Here is a 16,933-nt window from a genome sequence, read left to right as displayed (position 1 = left end):
ACTGTTCTGTACCGTTCTGAACCATAAAAAGAACCGCCACCTTTTTCAAGGTGGCGGTTTTTCTTGGGCTAGGGTGTTGCATGGTTATCAGGCGATAACCAGAAAGAACACTGCGGTTGCAACAATACCAATCAGTGCATAAGGGATTTGGGTCAGGGCGTGCTGCATAGCGGTACAGCCACTGCCTTGTGCAGACAGTACCGTGGAGTCACTGAAGAAGCATGAGTGACTGCCGGCCGCAGACGCTGACAACAGCGCACCGATAGTGATAGAGACTGGTACACCCAGGTGCGCACCCAGCGGGAATACAATCGGCATGGCTACCGCAAACAATCCCCAGGATGAGGCGGTCGCAAAGACCAGCGCGGCCATCACAAGGAAGATGATTGCAGGGAACATTTGTGCCGACAGGTAAGGCGAAACAGTTTCAATAACATACTGTGTCAGACCCAACTGATCATTGACGTTTTTCAGCATGAAACCGGCGATGACAGTTGCCAGAGGTAACATCATGATTTTGATACCGTCATAGACAGCCTCAAACATGGTGTTCACCGGCATCAGACGCTGTACGCCGTAAAGGAACATGGTGAAAATCATGGCAACGAAGACACCAGCCAGCAAATCAATATCGAAATACCAGCTTGCGGCAACCAGCACTATCATAGGCAGGGCAAAGTTCAGTACACCAATGGTTGAGTTTGGATGCGCTTTCACATCTTCACCCAGTGCAATGTCAACGCCACCGTCAGGCTGCACCTGACCATTCTGTGCACGTTTCTCTGCCGCTTTCATCGCACCCAGGTCAGGGATTTTTCCAGTGGCTACCAGGAACACAACCAGCAGTGTTACCCAGCCGTATGCCATATAGGGAATCGCATCAATATAGGCACTGATCCCTTTGCCGGATGCGGCAATGTCGTTATCTTCCAGCAGTGAGCTGAAGAATATAGCCCAGGTGGAAATAGGCAGCAGGATACAAACCGGTGCGGCGGTGGAATCGACCAGATAAGCCAGTTTCTCACGAGAGATTTTGTAGCTGTCTGTAATGCGCTTCATCGATGACGAAATCGCAATCGCATTCAGGTAGTCATCAATGAAGACCAGAATACCCAGCACGAAAGTCAGTACCATTGACTGGCGTTTGCTTTTGACTTTAGTGACCAAAGCTTCACTGAAACTCAGGATACTGCCGCCTTTTTCCAGTATGGTGATCAATCCGCCCATTAAGCCGCAGACCAGAATCAGCCAGGCAATGGTTTCATCCATCATGACTGTCATCGACACATCGACGACATTCCCGACGATCTGCTGAGGATCTATCATAATCAGGCCGACGATAGCGCCACTGAACAGGGCCTCGACGGTTCGGTGAGTTAACAACGCCACGGCCAGAACGAAAATGGTCGGTAACAAACTGTACCAGCCATAGGGCGTTCCTGATTCATGGGTGTTACCAATAATGGCAAAAGTCCCGATGATCCCGGCAATTGCCAGAATAACCGACATGCTCTTCGCATTTGGCTTCTGCGGCGCATCTAATGCAGGTGTTTTCACTGTCATACAAGAATTCCTTTCCTATCTTTCAGTTACGCTGAATGAAGCATCCACTCAATTTCCAGTGGCGTGACGGCTTTTTCAAAGTCCGCCAGTTCACGTTGCTTGCATGCTAGATAAAGCGAGATAAATGATTGCGGTAGGTACATCGACATTAGCTCGCTTGATGCAAGCTTTATTAGTGCGTCCGGCATGCGAAGAGGTAACTCTACCGCCTTGTCGGCCAGTTGTGGTGGGCATTGCTCAAAAGTAAAACGTTCGCTGGCAAGCAAGCCAGCCAAGAGCACTGAAGCAAGCACATACGGGTTGACATCTGCTCCAGCGATACGATGTTCAATACGGCGGTTATGGCTGTCACTCATTGGTATTCTGAGTGCAACCCCGCGGTGGTTTTCTCCCCAGTTGGCATGGGTGGGCGTGTACATAGAAGCCGAGAAGCGGCGGTATGAATTCACGTTAGGGCAAAGCAGTGCCATGGAATCCGGCATCATGGCCAGCATGGCAGCCAGCGTCTGGTAATAGAAGGGGCTGGCTTCGCCTTCCTTATCGGAAAACAGGTTCTTGCCGTCTTTATCTACCACGCTCAGATGCATGTGTTTGCCGTTACCGGCTTCGTCAGCATAGGGTTTAGCCATGAAAGTGACATCGAAATCATGGGCCTGAGCAACCTGGCGAATTAACCGCTTAGCCAGAATGACCTGATCACAAGCATTAACAACATCTTGCTGGTGGTTAAAGTTGATCTCGAACTGACCAGGCGCCGATTCAGACAGTGCGCCTGACGTATTCAGTTCCTGAGCAACGGCAGCGTCATTCAGATCGCGTAAAAACGCGGAATAATCATCAAGATTCTCTACGTTGTACACATCTGAACGGTACTCTCTGTCATGGTGGATGGGATTGAGAGGCGGTTGGATAGCGCCCTTAACCCCGCGGTTTTTATCCAGCAGATAAAACTCAAGCTCAATCGCGACAACCGGAAACTGCTCGCGTTGGTGAAGCTGCTCAAGCAGGCTCACCAGAACAGAGCGGATACAAAGGTCTGTCGGCTGGCTGCCTGACTCATCCATCATGGTCAGCATGACCTGGCCGACTTCAGGATTAAAGGTGGTGGTCAATGTGCCTGGAACCGGGTAACAGATATGATCTGGTTCACCCAGTGCCTCGCCGAGTCCCGCTTCTTCAACCACATTCCCTTCAATGCTCAGCGAGATAGTAGAGAGAGGTAAGTAAACGCCTTTCTCTATTTTTTCAACCGCTTCGACTGGAATACGTTTGCCTCTCGGGGTTGCGTTGATGTCGGTAAAGAGCAAATCAACGAACCTGATCTCTGGCCACTTTTGTTTAAAATTTTTAACTTCTTCTTTAAATCCGTTCATTCACGAAACACCTCGTGTGGATACATCCTGTAACTTATATTTAACAGAAGAACGCCAAATGGCAATAATTGTGTTCAAAATGTTCGAAATATCGAACGTTGATCAAATTTTAGTAACATTATTGTAAATTGCAGGTTGATTTCCCTTAGTGCTCTAAGCTAGGTTTGTTCAATAAATCGAACACTGATGGCAGGAGAGACCATGATGAACTCAACAAAAGCTGGACCGGTAATTGGCGTTGTATGCTGTAAAAAATCACTGGAAGGCTATGGCATTCAAAGTGTTAATGAGTTCTATCTCCATGCGATAAAGCAGTTTGGTGCCAACCCGGTTCTGTTCCCGTCGGGCTCTACGGCTGAAGAAATTAAGCAACTGATTGGATTGGTCGACGGCGTGCTGCTGACCGGCAGCCATTCGAATGTTGCGCCTGCCCGTTACGGTGCAGAACATGATGAACCGAAAAAAGATGAAGGCCGTGATGCTCTGTCATTTGCACTGATAGATACCTGTATCAAAGAGAACGTGCCTATTCTCGGTATCTGCCGCGGATTTCAGGAAATGAATGTTGCGCTTGGTGGATCACTGCACCCGAAAGTGCATGAAGTTGAAGGCTTTAACGATCACAGGGAAAGCCCGCTTAATGACATGGTCCTCAAGTATTCACCGGCTCATCCGGTAAATATTTCTGACAACGGCATCTTTGCCGACTGGCTGGCGCCGCTGGACAACATTGAAGTGAATTCTCTGCACGGCCAGGGTGTTAATCAATTAGCACCAGGTCTTACCGTGGAAGCCGTTGCACCGGATGGTTTGATTGAAGCCTTTAGTTTACAGGCGCATCCATTCTTTATTGGTGTGCAGTGGCACCCAGAATGGCAAGCGACTGAAAACCATTTTTCACGAATTTTGTTTGATCAGTTTATGATATCGGCTTCAAAACGAAGGAGCCTCCATGATGGAAACTGACTCAATTGGTAAAAAAATCGCACAGCTTAGAAAAGAATACAAATTGTCTCAGCGTGAACTGGCAGAAAAAGCCGATATCACCCACAGCGCTATCTCATCAATCGAGAACAGCAAGGTGAGTCCGTCGGTCAGTTCATTACACAAGATAGTGAAAGTGTTCGATATGTCCTTGTCTGAGTTTTTTACACAAGATCAGGCATTTGATGAGCGTCCGGTGGTGATTAAGCCTGATCAGCTCATTGAAATGGGCAACGAACAAGTTTCAATGAAACTGGTCTGCGACGGCCGTAAAGACAGACAAATGGGCTTTTTGATTGAGGTATACCAGCCTCATTCAAGCACAGGACTGATAAGCATTAAACACGAAGGTGAGGAAAGCGGAACGGTACTGGAAGGTGAAATAGAACTGGCGCTGGGTGACAAAACCTATGTTATCGGCGAAGGGGAAAGTTACCTGTTTGATACCAGTATTCCTCACAAGTTTACCAACAGAACGGACAAACTTTGCCGGATTGTCAGCGCACATACCCCGGCTAGTTTCTGACGTCCACACCCAAAAGGAAGGCGTATGAACACTCAACAGCAATGGACAGCACTAAAACAGCAGATAGAAATTGAAGCCAGGGCATTCATTCACGGTGAATACCAGCATGCCCAGAGTGGTAACACCTTTGCTGTGATCAACCCTGCGACAGACGAGCATCTTGTTGATGTTGCCCGCTGTGACGCAAAGGATGCAGCAATTGCTGTTGAGATGGCCAGAAGTGCCTTTAATCGCGGAGACTGGCAGGATCAGAGCCCGGCACAGAGAAAAGCAGTGTTACTGGCGTTTGCCGACCTGATCGATCAGGAGCGGGAAACCCTGGCCCTGCTGGAAACCCTGGATACCGGTAAACCTATCAGTCACAGTTTCAGTACTGATATTCCCGGCGCTGCCGCGGCCATTCGCTGGTACGCCGAAGCGATTGATAAAACCTATGGCGAAGTAGCGCCCACTGAAGTCAATGTGCATGCCTATATCACGCATCAGCCCATTGGTGTCGTTGCGGCCATAGTGCCCTGGAACTTTCCGCTATGGCTCGCATGCTGGAAATTAGGACCAGCGCTGGCGGCCGGAAACAGTGTGATTCTCAAACCCTCTGAAAAGTCACCGTTAACCGCGATCCATCTTGGCAAACTGGCCAAACAGGCCGGTATCCCAGACGGTGTGTTTCAGGTATTGCCTGGATTCGGGCATGAAGTGGGGGATGCGCTCGCGCGTCATGATGATGTGGATTGCATCACCTTCACCGGTTCAACCCGGGTAGCCCGTCAACTGATGGTGTGTTCGGGCGAATCCAATATGAAACGTGTCTGGGCCGAAGCGGGCGGTAAAAATGCCAATATCGTGTTCGCGGATTACAAGAATCTGGACAAGGCAGCGGCGGAAACCGCAGCGGGCTGTTTCTATAACCAGGGCGAAGTGTGCGTGGCAGCCACCCGCTTGCTGGTACACGAAAGCATCAAAGATGCGTTTGTCGCCAAAGTCATTGCGGCATCAAATGCCTTTACCCCGAAAGATCCGCTCGATCCTGCTTCGTCAATGGGCGCACTGATCGATCAGGATCACAAAGCCAAAGTGCTGGATTATGTCGCCAAAGGGGAAGCGGCCGGTGCCAAAGTGCTGTGCGGCGGTGATGTCGTAGGGCAAGGTGCCTTTGTTGCCCCGGTGGTGTTAGGTGATGTCAGCAATGACATGGCTGTTGCCCGTGAAGAAATTTTTGGTCCTGTGTTGTGCGTGATCCCGTTCAGCACAGAAGAAGAAGCGATTGCGATCGCCAACGATTCCCCCTATGGGCTGGGTGCCGCGTTATGGACGTCCGATCTGGACCGTGCACACCGGGTTGCCCGTCAGCTTCAGGCGGGTTCGGTCTGGATTAATAACTACAACGAAGGTGACATGACAGTTCCGTTTGGCGGCTTTAAACAAAGCGGCAATGGTCGGGATAAATCACTGCATGCCCTGGAGAAGTTCACAGAGGTGAAAACCACTTGGCTTCGTCTTGAGTCGTACTAAAAGGAGTTTACTGTGATTAATCATACCGGTTCTTTCTACGCCGCTACGGCGAACTATACGCGAGAGTTTCGCACCCTGACCGATAACATCGAGTGCGATGTATGTATCGTGGGTGCGGGTTTCAGCGGTCTGTCATCGGCGCTGCACCTGGCGAAAAAAGGCTTTAAGGTTGTGGTCCTCGAAAGTGCCAAAGTGGGCTTTGGCGCGACGGGCCGTAACGGCGGACAAATTGTCAACAGCTACAGCCGCGATGTCGATGTCATCGAGAAACGTTACGATAAAAAGACCTCAGATGCGCTGTGCAGCATGATTTTTGAAGGTGGCGATATTATTCGCGGCCTGATAGAAGAATTTAACATTGACTGTGATCATCGTCAGGGCGGCCTGTTTACTGCGGTGAACAACAAGCAGTTAGAAGGGCTGAAACACCATAAAGCCAACTGGGAGCGCTACGGCAATAAAGAGATGACACTGCTCGATAAAGCTGAGCTGCAAACTATGGTGGGCACTGACGTCTACGAAGGCGGTTTGCTGGACATGCGTGGCGGCCATATTCATTCACTGAACCTGGCGCTGGGCGAAGCCGAAGCCATTATTCAGATGGGCGGACAGATTTTTGAACAGTCAGCCGTTACCCGGATTGAAAAAGGCGCCAAACCTGTTGCTCATACCAGCCAGGGCTCAGTCAAAGCGCAATATATGGTACTGGCCGGCAATGCTTATCTGGGTGGTCTGGCGCCGAATATCAGCAATAAAGCCATTCCATGCGGCACACAGGTGGTGACGACAGAACAATTGTCAGATGCACTGTGCGATGAGCTGCTGCCGCAACGTTACTGCGTAGAAGACTGCAATTACCTGCTGGATTACTTCCGTATTACCGGCGACAACCGGATGCTGTTTGGCGGCGGAGTGGTATACGGCGCACGTGATCCGGCCAACGTAGAGAAACTGATCCGTCCGAAGATGGAGAAAGTCTTCCCTCAGCTAAAAGGCGTGAAGCTGGACTTTGCCTGGACCGGTAACTTCTTGCTGACCTATTCACGTATGCCGCAATTTGGCAGTTTTGCTGACAACATTTACTACCTGCAAGGATACAGCGGCCATGGCATTACCTGTACGCATCTTGCCGGCAAACTGCTGGCTGAAGCGCTGACCGGACATGCTGAGCGTTTTGATGCATTTGCGTCTCTGCGTCATTACGCCTTCCCGGGCGGGCGCCATTTCCAGGTGCCGTTTACGGCGCTTGGGGCCGCTTACTACAACTTACGCGACAAGCTCGCTATCTAAGGATCGGAAAAGGAAGAGAACAATGTCAAAGACAGTGACTTTTGCTTCAGTGCAGCTTTCGATGTCGTGGGATATCGATAATAACCTGAAAAAGATCAGCCAGGCGGTGAAAGAAGCCGCTGACAATGGCGCGAACGTTGTGGTGCTGCAAGAACTCTTTGCTGCTCCTTACTTCTGTAAAGAACAGGTAGCCAAGTATTTCGATCTGGCTGAAGAAACCGACAACAGCCCGTTGATTGATCACATGAGCCAGCTGGCGCGTGAATTCAATGTTGTGATACCGGTGAGTTACTTTGAGCGTTCAGGCAACAGCTTTTTTAACTCTCTGGTGATGATCGACGCTGACGGCACTGTGATGGACAACTACCGTAAGTCACACATTCCTGATGGTCCGGGTTATAGCGAGAAATTCTACTTCAGCCCTGGTGATACCGGCTTCAAAGTCTGGCAAACCCGGTTTGGCAAGTTTGGGGTTGGGATCTGCTGGGATCAGTGGTTCCCGGAGCTGGCACGCTGTCTGGCGCTGGCGGGCGCAGAAGCGATTTTCTATCCGACTGCCATTGGCTCTGAGCCTCAGGATCCAACGCTGGACTCACGCGATCACTGGCAGCGCACTATGCAGGGGCATTCTGCTGCCAACCTGATCCCTGTGATCGCCGCCAACCGCACCGGTGTAGAAACCGACGATGGCATTGAAACCACCTTCTATGGCTCGTCGTTTATTACCGATCATACCGGCAAGAAACTGGCTGAAGCGGGCCGTGATGAAGAAACCATCATTTATGCTGCTATAGATTTGGAAGCAACAGCCAAAGCGCGTTACAGCTGGGGTCTGTTCCGTGACCGACGTCCTGATTTGTACACACGCATCAACTCCCTGACGGGTAAGTAATACACTCGGAACATAGAAAGGAAGACTGCCATGGAACGACAGGGCACCCCTTCAGAGCACGGCTATTATTTCCCTGCGGAGTTTGCTCCGCAGGAACAGGTTTGGCTGGCATGGCCGGAGCGGCCTGATAACTGGCGTGAGACTGCGAAGCCAGCGCAGCACGCTTTTACTCAGGTTGCGACGGCCATCAGCCAACATATTAAGGTCTGTGTGGCTGTCAGCCCCAATCAGTACCTGACGGCAACGCTCATGTTGCCAGAAGAGATTGAGATCGTTGAAATGCCGCTCAATGACGCCTGGATGAGAGACATCGGCCCGACAGTCGTGGTGAACGATAGCGGTGATCGTCGTGGCATCAGCTGGCAGTTCAATGCATGGGGCGGAGAAGTTGATGGCTTGTATGCCCCCTGGAATGACGACGATCAGGTGGCGGCGACAATTTGCGAACACCTCGGGCTGGATTACTATCGCGCACCTTTTGTACTGGAAGGGGGAGCGATTCACACTGACGGTGAAGGCACCCTGTATACCACGGAAGAATGCCTGCTGTCTGCCGGGCGTAATCCGCATCTCAGCAAAGCAGAGATCGAAGCGTATCTGGCCGATTACCTGTCAATAAGCAAGGTGATCTGGCTGCCGGATGGCTTGTTTAATGATGAGACCAATGGTCATGTCGATAATCTGCTGCACGTGATTGCGCCAGGTGAAGTGATCTTAAGCTGGTGTGATGATCCTGACGATCCGCAGTATGCGATTTCCCGCCGGGCACTGGATGTGCTGGAGAACAGCACCGATGCGAAAGGCCGGCGTATCAGGGTGCACAAGCTGCCGATCCCCGGTCCGCTATATTTAACACAAGAGGAAGCGGCCGGTATTGAGCCATCAGGTGGAATGAAACGCGAAGCGGGCGAACGTTTGGGCGGCTCATATGCCAACTTCCTGATGTGTAACAAAAACGTGTTTTTACCCTTGCTGGACTCAGCCAGTGATCAGCAAGCCATGGATATTCTGCAAGCGGCGCTGCCGGACTATCAGATTATCGGTATACCGACCCGGGAAGTGCTGCTTGGCGGCGGCAATATCCATTGTATTACTCAGCAGATCCCTGACGCACTTGCCTGCAAACAGGGCTGACAGGTCTGGTCAAATGAAAAGGTTTTATTATGCAGCAAATTAAGAACCGCACTTTGCTCGCCTTTGTGTGCGAGCCATCCGACACCTCTCTGGCTGTGACCAATCCGGCTGACGGTGAAGTGTTGTGTCATATTCCGACTCAGAATGAAGCGGAAATTGCTTCTGCCATTGAACGCGCCAATACCGCGCAAAAAGCCTGGGCGAAAACCAGTGCCAAAGAGCGTGCGGTGATCCTGCGTCGCTGGTTTGATCTGATTATGCAAAACCAGGACGATCTCGGCCGTCTGATGACCCTGGAACAGGGCAAGCCGCTGGCCGAAGCCAAAGGCGAAGTGGCCTACGGTGCCAGCTTTATTGAGTGGTTCTCGGAAGAAGCGAAACGTACCTATGGCGATTCCATTCCTGGCCCGACGACAGATAAACGCATCGTGACGATCAAGCAGCCCATCGGTGTGGCCTGTGCCATCACTCCCTGGAACTTCCCGATTGCGATGATCACCCGTAAAGCTGCGCCTGCACTGGCGGCGGGCTGTACCTTTATCTGCAAACCCGCCAATCAGACGCCTTTGTCAGCCTATGCGGTGGCTGAATTAGGCTATCAGGCCGGTATCCCGCGCGACGCGCTTCAATTGGTCGTGAATGCCTCGTCCAGCATGGTGGGCAAGGTGTTCACCGGCAGTTCGCTGATCCGTAAGTTGTCTTTTACCGGTTCTACCGGTGTAGGACGGCTGCTGATGGCGCAATGCGCCGACAGCATTAAGCGGACTTCGATGGAGCTGGGCGGCAACGCGCCATTCATCGTGTTTGATGATGCCGATATCGATCTGGCAGTGAAAGGCGCGCTGGCCTCTAAATTCCGTAATGCCGGCCAAACCTGCGTGTGTGCCAACCGCTTCTACGTGCAAGACGGTGTTTACGATGACTTCGTTGCCAAATTCAAAGCGGAAGTTGAAAAGCTGAAAGTGGGCAACGGGCTGGATGAAGGCGTGACTATCGGTCCTGTGATCGATGCGTCGGCCAAAGAGAAGATCATGCACTTAACGGATCACACCGTTGCTCAGGGCGCAAGACTGGTGACGGGTGGACAGCAGCTTGACGGCCTGTTTGTCCAGCCGACGATTCTGGCGGATGTCACGCACGACATGGATATCGTGCAGGAGGAAATCTTTGGCCCGATTGCACCTGTCATCCGGTTCAGCACTGATGACGAGCTGATCGACATGGCCAACGACACGATTTATGGCCTCGCTTCTTACTTCTACAGCCAGAACATCAACCGGATCTGGAAAGTGGCGGAAGCGCTGGAATACGGCATGGTGGGGATCAACGAAGGCATGATTTCAACCGAAGTGGCCCCGTTTGGCGGGGTGAAACAATCCGGTATCGGACGTGAAGGTGCCAAGCAAGGCATCGACGAATACATGGACATTAAATACCTCTGTTTTGGCGGCATTCAAGCATAAGGAAGGGAAGTGATGAGCAATCAAGTATGGCAAGCACGTAAGCAACAAGTTATCGCACAGGGAATGGGCAACCTGAATCCGCTGTATGTAGAAACTGCAAAGAATGCCGAAATCTGGGATATCGAAGGTAATCGCTATATTGATTTTGGTTCGGGTATCGCGGTGAACAACACAGGCCATTCGCACCCGCGTATTGTCGAAGCGGTGAAAGCGCAGCTGGATAATTTTTCCCATACCTGTGCCATGGTGACGCCGTATACGTCCTTCGTGGAACTGGCGGAACAACTGACAGCACGCGCCCCTGGTAACACAGCGAAAAAAGCCGTCTTTCTGACCACAGGTGCAGAAGCGGTCGAAAACGCCATCAAAGTTGCCCGTGCGCACACCAAACGCAGTGGCGTGATTGCGTTTAAAGGCGGTTTCCACGGTCGGACCAATATGACCATGGGGCTGACCGGTAAAGTGGCACCTTACAAAGCGGGTTTCGGTCCCTTCCCGGGCGAAATCTATCATGCCCCTTATCCGAATGCGTTCCACGGCATCAGCATTGAAGACAGTCTGCAGGCGATTGACGATCTGTTCGCCTGTGACATTGAACCGTCACGTGTTGCCGCCATTATTTTTGAGCCGGTTCAGGGTGAAGGGGGTTTTTATCAGGCGCCGCCTGCGTTTGCTCAGGCGCTGCGTGAACTGTGTGACAAACACGGTATCCTGCTGATTGCCGATGAAATTCAAACCGGTTTTGCCCGTACCGGCAAAATGTTCGCTACTGAGTACTTAGGTATTGAACCGGACATGATGACCATGGCGAAAGGGATTGCCGGTGGTTTCCCAATCTCAGCCCTGGTGGGTAAAGCCAATATCATGGACGCTGCTGGCCCCGGTGGTTTGGGCGGGACTTATGCCGGTTCACCTCTGGGTTGTGCCGCAGGTTTGGAAGTGCTGAAGATCATTGATGAAGAGCAGCTGTGTGAGAAAGCCCTGAAAATTGGCGAAGTGATGACCAGCCATTTCCGTGCGCTTCAGTCTGATTTCCCTGTGATTGGCGAGGTACGTAATCTGGGCGCGATGATCGCCGTCGAGTTTGTCGATCCTCAGTCCGGTGCCCCAATGGCTGATCTGACCAAATCGCTGGTGGCTCAGGCGCGGGAAGAAGGTGTTATTCTGTTGTCTTGTGGTGTGAAAGGGAACGTTATCCGTTTCCTGCCTGCCCTGACGATTGAAGATGAGATCCTTGCCGAAGGCATCGAGAAAGTGAAAAAAGCACTGGCAGCCTTGGTTTAAAAACGAGGTTCAGTACTGGTTTCATGGATGCCAGCTGCACAAAAAATAAAAGGGCATACGATGTGATGCCCTTTATTTTTTAAATTGAATCTGTCGTATTCCATTGTTTATTTTTGATGATTCAGACACATGGCTGAATACGTTAGACTGCGGTCACCAATACACCAATGGCGTTTTGTTCGTGATAAATCGAGTGGTGAGCCGGGTCATTAGCATAGTCCTGAAGGGCATGTCTTGCCGTCGCGCTATATCCGATCGCGACAACCCATCTTGAGCCGGGGTTCGGCGCCGGATAATGTACGATTTTATTCATGTCCTGCTGAGCCGAGGCAAGGAGGACGGCACCTGCGTTCGTTGCACTTTCAACTTTAAGTTCAATCGCATACCTCCCATCATTATCCTGAGCCAGTGCATCTAAGCGCCAGTTTCCATTCGGCGGCGGATAAGGCACTTCACGAGTGGCTTGTATCCCTGCCTGACGGAAAAGAAGAATCAGTTCGACTTGCATCCATATTTCCCAGGCAGCACCGGTTGTAATGGCTTCTGTGATTCGTGCTGAATCATTGAGAATCATATAAGCTAAATTTTGGTTATTCATGATTTACCCTTCCTGATAATTGAATGGAAAGCGGTTCATTCTGACTTATTGGTTCAGTGCTATGAACACGCACAGGGTAAGAATATGCTTTCTCCTAAAAGCCGCCTTTTATAGGCTCACAGAAATCTTTCTCAGAATCATTGAATAAAAAGGGGAGCAAGAACAGCTCACCAGAATGGACTGAAAGGGTTGTCAGCGTTGAATAAAAAAACAGGCATACCTGAGTATGCCTTATGAAAACAGTGTGTTGCGGTTGAACAAGCGTGATTTATTTAAACTCGGATTTGCGCATCCGGTTCAAGACGGCCATGACATCGACAACACGAGGTTTAGCTAAATCACCATAGTTTGGCATGGTGCGGAACCATTCATCCTGCAGCATTTTCTGGAAGGCGGTGACGGGTTGCTTTTCCCAGCCTTTGAGCTGCGCCAGCTGACACCATAACCAACCAATAGTATGAAGCTGGCTGGCATCGGCAATTTGCTCTAAGGCCTGCAGATCCACGAACTCACGACCAAAACGCAGACTTTGTTTGTTTTTGACCTGGATACGGAATTTACCTTCTTCCAGTTGTGCCTGAAGCCCGGAGCGGTTCAGTTGGCGAACACGCGGTTGCTCAATGGTATCGCTGCCTTCCGGCTGGCGCTGAGTTGGATGCGACTGCACGACAGTTTTTGCTTTAGCGGTGACATCAACAGCTTCATAGTTGTGCATCTGAATCACTGTATCAGCAACATCCAGATAGTCACCGGAACCGCCCATCACCAGCATGACAGAGACGTTCAGGTGATTGCGCAGCAAAGCAATACGATCGACCAATGGGGTGATAGGTTCATCTTCTTTCGCAATCAGTGCCTGCATGCGCTCGTCACGGATCATAAAGTTCGACGCTGAGGTATCTTCATCGATCAACAGGGTTTGGGCACCGGCTTCCAGCGACTCTTGCAACCAGGCTGCCTGCGACGTCGAGCCTGAGGCATTTTGTGTGCTAAAGCAGGTGGTGTCTTTACCCATAGGCAGATTATTGATGTAAGGCGACAAATCGACGCTGTGGACACAGCGGCCATCTTCTGCACGAATTTTGCTGGCAGTTTCATCGGCAACCACATATTCGCGGCCATCACCCGGGACATGATCATACACAGCATTCTCGACCGCATTCAGCAGGGTCGATTTGCCGTGAAAACCACCACCGACAATCATGGTAATGCCGGTAGGGATACCCATACCGCGCAGTTTACCCGCGTGAGGTGCGTCTAATTCAACAGCCAGGCTGTCCGGGCTGATGAATGGCACAGCGTCAGGCATTGGCTGCTCGCTGTTACCGGCAAGGCGTGGTAACACACTGTGATCGGCCACGAAGGCAATCAGCTTCTTCTCTTTGAGCTGCGAACGCAGTGCCACCTGATCTTCGACCGCTTCACAATGGCGGCGCAGATCGTCCATTGGCAGTTCACGCGCAATCGTCGCACGACGAATGATTTTCGGCAGCGTGAAGGTCAGCAGGTTGAGCGCTTTCTTGGCAATGATGGTACGGCCATCAGCAGGCAGATCGACACGGAAACGCAGTTCAATGGCATCGTCATCGAAAACGACAGCAGTGCGGTCCAAAACGGCCTGACCCGGACGATCAATCTGAATCTCGTTCACTTCTCTGGCCAGATCCGCAAACTGACGGGCGATAAAATCACGCGCTGCGCGCTGATAGTCTGCCGACTGGTTTTTCAGCCAGGCCAGATCCGTGAGTGACCACTGGCGCCGTGCGCGAACGCGTGTCGCAGGCGCGAAAGGATCCGACTGAGGGATATCGATAAAGAAATCGTAATCAACAAAGTTATACTGACCACGCAGGCTGGAATAGCTGCGATAATTACGACGGTCAATTTTTTTGAGTCTGGCTTCTAGTAAGTCCATGGTCACTCGATATCACTGGCAATAAACATTGGGGGCAGGAGTGTACACCAAAGCACAGTTATGTGCATGTTATTCGGTGATCCAGCTCCCGCTTATCAGGCATTCAAACCTTAGTCTAATTGTTAGCGTACCGGGTTTTCGTCACTGTGATGAGAAAAGACACTTTCCACGCTATTCAAGGAGTCAGTATGTTGGAAATGGCATCAAAGTCGGCCGAATGGCTATTGCTGCTCAGCGGCGTGATCCTGATCTTGACCAGTATGGTGCAATACGGACGCCGCACCCGCAACTGGGGCGGGGTAATGACGATGTTCTACAAGCGCGTCAGCATGACAACCATCGAGTTCAAGTTTTACCGTTCAGGTGTGGCTGCCGTGATATTGGCTATTGTGCTCAGAATGGTAAACCTGATTTTCTGGCCATAATCGTGGTGCTGCTGAGAGCACAGAATTAAGCGAAAACTTGCCAGTTGATGTGATTTGTCGCACACTTGCCGCCCATCAAGATTCTGACAATAAAGGCGGGTATTATGGCCTCTACCGCAGCGGCACTGCACATTCTGGTGAAGCATAAAGAACAAGCTGACGATATTTTGCAGCAGCTGAAAAAAGGCGCAAAATTTCAGACCCTGGCAAAGAAATATTCAACCTGTCCATCCGGCAAGCGCGGTGGCGATCTGGGCGAATTTCGCAAGGGCATGATGGTACCGGCATTCGATAAAGCCGTATTCACCGGTAAAGTGCTTGAGCCTATCGGCCCGGTGAAGACCAAGTTTGGGTATCATGTGATTAAGGTGCTGTATCGTACTTGAGTTTTTATGACTTCTTTTGAGGGAGTTTGTTTGTCGCGCTTGAGTCTGAAGTATCCCTTAATATCCCACTCAGCGCGCCAGGTACTCTTTTAAGGCAAAAAGAGTACCCAGAAATGCCTTGTTGTTCTTTGGTGTGGTCCGGGTCGGTTGTAGTCGCTCCCGGCGCCGACAACCTAAAAATTCGTCCTGAATTTTTCCCTGGGCAGAGGTTTGCATCGTACTTCCTATTTCTGCTTTTAAAGTACACGCCAAAATCCATTGAAATTGACTATGATTCAATGCCTTACCGTCATTCCCGCGCAGGTGGGAATCCATGTGGCGATTGCAATTTCTGAAGTTTAGCTGGTATGTCGCGCATTTGGTTCTGTGTCTCATTTGACATTGTTTGATGCGCGCCAGGTACTCTTTTAAGGCAAAAAGAGTACCCAGAAATGCCTTTTTGTTCTCTGGTGTTGGCCGGGGCGGTTGTAGGCGCTCCCGGCACCGACAACCTAAAAATTCGTCCTGAATTTTTTCCCTGATTTTGTACCATCAATGTACATTATCAAGCTGTCATTCCCGCGACAGGCGGGAATCCATAAAGCGAGTTAGTTTTTGGTGGCTGGGTGAGTATGTCGCGCATTGGGTTATGTGTCTCATTTGACATTGTTTGATGCGCGCCAGGTACTCTTTTAAGGCAAAAAGAGTACCCAGAAATGCCTTGTTGTTCTTTGGTGTGGTCCGGGTCGGTTGTAGTCGCTCCCGGCGCCGACAACCTAAAAATTCGTCCTGAATTTTTCCCTGGGGGAGAGGCAGGCCTCGAACTTCTCATTTCTGCTTTTAAAGTACATGCCAAAATCCATTGAAATTGACTATGATTCAATATCTTACTTTCATTCCCGCGTAGGCGGGAATCCATGTGGCGAGTGCAATTTCTGAAGTTTAGCTGGTATGTCGCGCATTGGGTTCTGTGGCTTATTTGACATTGGTTGATGCGCGCCAGGTACTCTTTTAAGGCAAAAAGAGTACCCAGAAATGCCTTTTTGTTCTCTGGTGTTGGCCGGGGCGGTTGTAGGCGCTCCCGGTGCCGACAACCTAAAAATTCGTCCTGAATTTTCCCCTGAGGGAGAGGCAAGCTTCGATCTTCTCATTTCTGCTTTATAGCGCACGCCAAAGTCTATTTAAATTAGTTATAATTCAACGCCTTACTGTCATTCCCGCGCAGGCGGGAATCCATGTGGCGAGTGCAATTTCTGAAGTTTAGCTGGTATGTCGCGCATTTGGTTTTGTGTCTCATTTGACATTGCTTGATGCGCGCCAGGTACTCTTTTAAGGCAAAAAGAGTACCCAGAAATGCCTTTTTATTCTTTGGTGCTGTTCGGGGCGGTTGTAGGCGCTCCCGGCGCCGACAACCTAAAAATTCGTCCTGAATTTTTCCCTGGGGGAGAGGCAGCCTCGAACTTCTCATTTCTGCTTTTATAACACACGCCAAAATCTATTTAAACTAATTGTAATTCAATGTCTTACTGTCATTCCCGCGCAGGCGGGAATCCATGCGGCAAGTGCAATTCTATGGCTTCTCTGTACTGGGTAAGTGACCGATGTCGCT

At 50.7% G+C, this 16,933-nt stretch carries 15 protein-coding genes; 10 read left to right on the top strand and 5 right to left on the bottom strand.

Going from position 1 to position 16,933, the window contains the following annotated elements; all coding sequences use genetic code 11:
- Positions 1-87: 87 nt before the first annotated feature.
- Both IFO68_RS00985 and IFO68_RS00980 read right to left on the bottom strand, forming a co-directional pair.
- On the bottom strand, positions 88-1,563 hold the full coding sequence (locus tag IFO68_RS00985; protein ID WP_192013856.1) for a Na+/H+ antiporter NhaC family protein: 1,476 nt from the start codon (positions 1,561-1,563) through the stop codon (positions 88-90).
- Positions 1,564-1,589: 26 nt separating this feature from the next.
- Complete coding sequence (locus tag IFO68_RS00980) at positions 1,590-2,936, bottom strand: glutamine synthetase family protein (RefSeq protein ID WP_192013855.1); 1,347 nt, start codon at positions 2,934-2,936, stop codon at positions 1,590-1,592.
- 201 nt (positions 2,937-3,137) lie between these two features.
- Here IFO68_RS00980 and IFO68_RS00975 point away from each other — a divergent pair, with 201 nt between their 5' ends.
- The 8 genes from IFO68_RS00975 to gabT are packed head-to-tail and all read left to right on the top strand — an operon-like array spanning position 3,138 to position 12,021.
- A complete protein-coding gene (locus IFO68_RS00975; RefSeq protein WP_192013853.1) occupies positions 3,138-3,902 on the top strand; it encodes a gamma-glutamyl-gamma-aminobutyrate hydrolase family protein in 765 nt (254 codons plus the stop codon).
- Positions 3,892-4,446, top strand: coding sequence for an HTH-type transcriptional regulator PuuR (gene puuR / locus IFO68_RS00970; RefSeq protein ID WP_027251152.1), 555 nt, complete (start codon positions 3,892-3,894; stop codon positions 4,444-4,446). Before IFO68_RS00975 ends, puuR begins: the two co-directional genes overlap by 11 nt.
- Before the next feature lie 24 nt (positions 4,447-4,470).
- Positions 4,471-5,958 carry an aldehyde dehydrogenase gene (locus IFO68_RS00965; RefSeq protein ID WP_192013851.1) on the top strand — a complete coding sequence of 496 codons (1,488 nt, stop codon included), beginning with the start codon at positions 4,471-4,473 and terminating at the stop codon, positions 5,956-5,958.
- A gap of 12 nt (positions 5,959-5,970) precedes the next feature.
- The gene (locus tag IFO68_RS00960) at positions 5,971-7,248 is read left to right on the top strand and encodes an NAD(P)/FAD-dependent oxidoreductase (RefSeq protein WP_192013849.1); all 1,278 of its coding nucleotides are present in this window, start codon (positions 5,971-5,973) and stop codon (positions 7,246-7,248) included.
- Positions 7,249-7,270: 22 nt separating this feature from the next.
- On the top strand, positions 7,271-8,140 hold the full coding sequence (gene aguB / locus IFO68_RS00955) for an N-carbamoylputrescine amidase (protein ID WP_192013847.1): 870 nt from the start codon (positions 7,271-7,273) through the stop codon (positions 8,138-8,140).
- A gap of 30 nt (positions 8,141-8,170) precedes the next feature.
- Entirely contained in the window at positions 8,171-9,274 is a 1,104-nt protein-coding gene (gene aguA / locus IFO68_RS00950) for an agmatine deiminase (protein ID WP_192013845.1), read from the top strand.
- A gap of 29 nt (positions 9,275-9,303) precedes the next feature.
- Entirely contained in the window at positions 9,304-10,737 is a 1,434-nt protein-coding gene (locus IFO68_RS00945; RefSeq protein ID WP_192013843.1) for an NAD-dependent succinate-semialdehyde dehydrogenase, read from the top strand.
- A gap of 12 nt (positions 10,738-10,749) precedes the next feature.
- Positions 10,750-12,021: a 4-aminobutyrate--2-oxoglutarate transaminase gene (gabT, locus tag IFO68_RS00940; protein ID WP_192013841.1), complete on the top strand. Its 1,272-nt coding sequence runs from the start codon at positions 10,750-10,752 to the stop codon at positions 12,019-12,021.
- Positions 12,022-12,163: 142 nt separating this feature from the next.
- On the opposite strand, the gene IFO68_RS00935 is transcribed toward gabT, so the two are convergent.
- Together IFO68_RS00935 and IFO68_RS00930 are read right to left on the bottom strand one after the other, a co-directional pair.
- Complete coding sequence (locus tag IFO68_RS00935) at positions 12,164-12,619, bottom strand: hypothetical protein (RefSeq protein ID WP_192013839.1); 456 nt, start codon at positions 12,617-12,619, stop codon at positions 12,164-12,166.
- Between the two features lie 268 nt (positions 12,620-12,887).
- A complete protein-coding gene (locus tag IFO68_RS00930; protein ID WP_192013837.1) occupies positions 12,888-14,534 on the bottom strand; it encodes an ABC-ATPase domain-containing protein in 1,647 nt (548 codons plus the stop codon).
- A gap of 188 nt (positions 14,535-14,722) precedes the next feature.
- Here IFO68_RS00930 and IFO68_RS00925 point away from each other — a divergent pair, with 188 nt between their 5' ends.
- Both IFO68_RS00925 and ppiC read left to right on the top strand, forming a co-directional pair.
- Positions 14,723-14,959 carry a hypothetical protein gene (locus IFO68_RS00925; RefSeq protein WP_225444990.1) on the top strand — a complete coding sequence of 79 codons (237 nt, stop codon included), beginning with the start codon at positions 14,723-14,725 and terminating at the stop codon, positions 14,957-14,959.
- A 104-nt stretch (positions 14,960-15,063) separates the two neighbouring features.
- Positions 15,064-15,345 (top strand): peptidylprolyl isomerase PpiC, encoded by a 282-nt coding sequence (gene ppiC, locus IFO68_RS00920; RefSeq protein WP_027251162.1) that lies wholly within the window; start codon positions 15,064-15,066, stop codon positions 15,343-15,345.
- A gap of 69 nt (positions 15,346-15,414) precedes the next feature.
- On the opposite strand, the gene IFO68_RS00915 is transcribed toward ppiC, so the two are convergent.
- Complete coding sequence (locus tag IFO68_RS00915; RefSeq protein WP_192013835.1) at positions 15,415-15,561, bottom strand: hypothetical protein; 147 nt, start codon at positions 15,559-15,561, stop codon at positions 15,415-15,417.
- Between the last annotated feature and the right edge of the window lie 1,372 nt (positions 15,562-16,933).

This window comes from Photobacterium arenosum (assembly GCF_014841115.1).
Lineage (GTDB): Bacteria > Pseudomonadota > Gammaproteobacteria > Enterobacterales > Vibrionaceae > Photobacterium > Photobacterium arenosum.
Note: the sequence above shows the minus strand (reverse complement) of the source record. Positions and strands in the feature narration are given on the sequence as shown.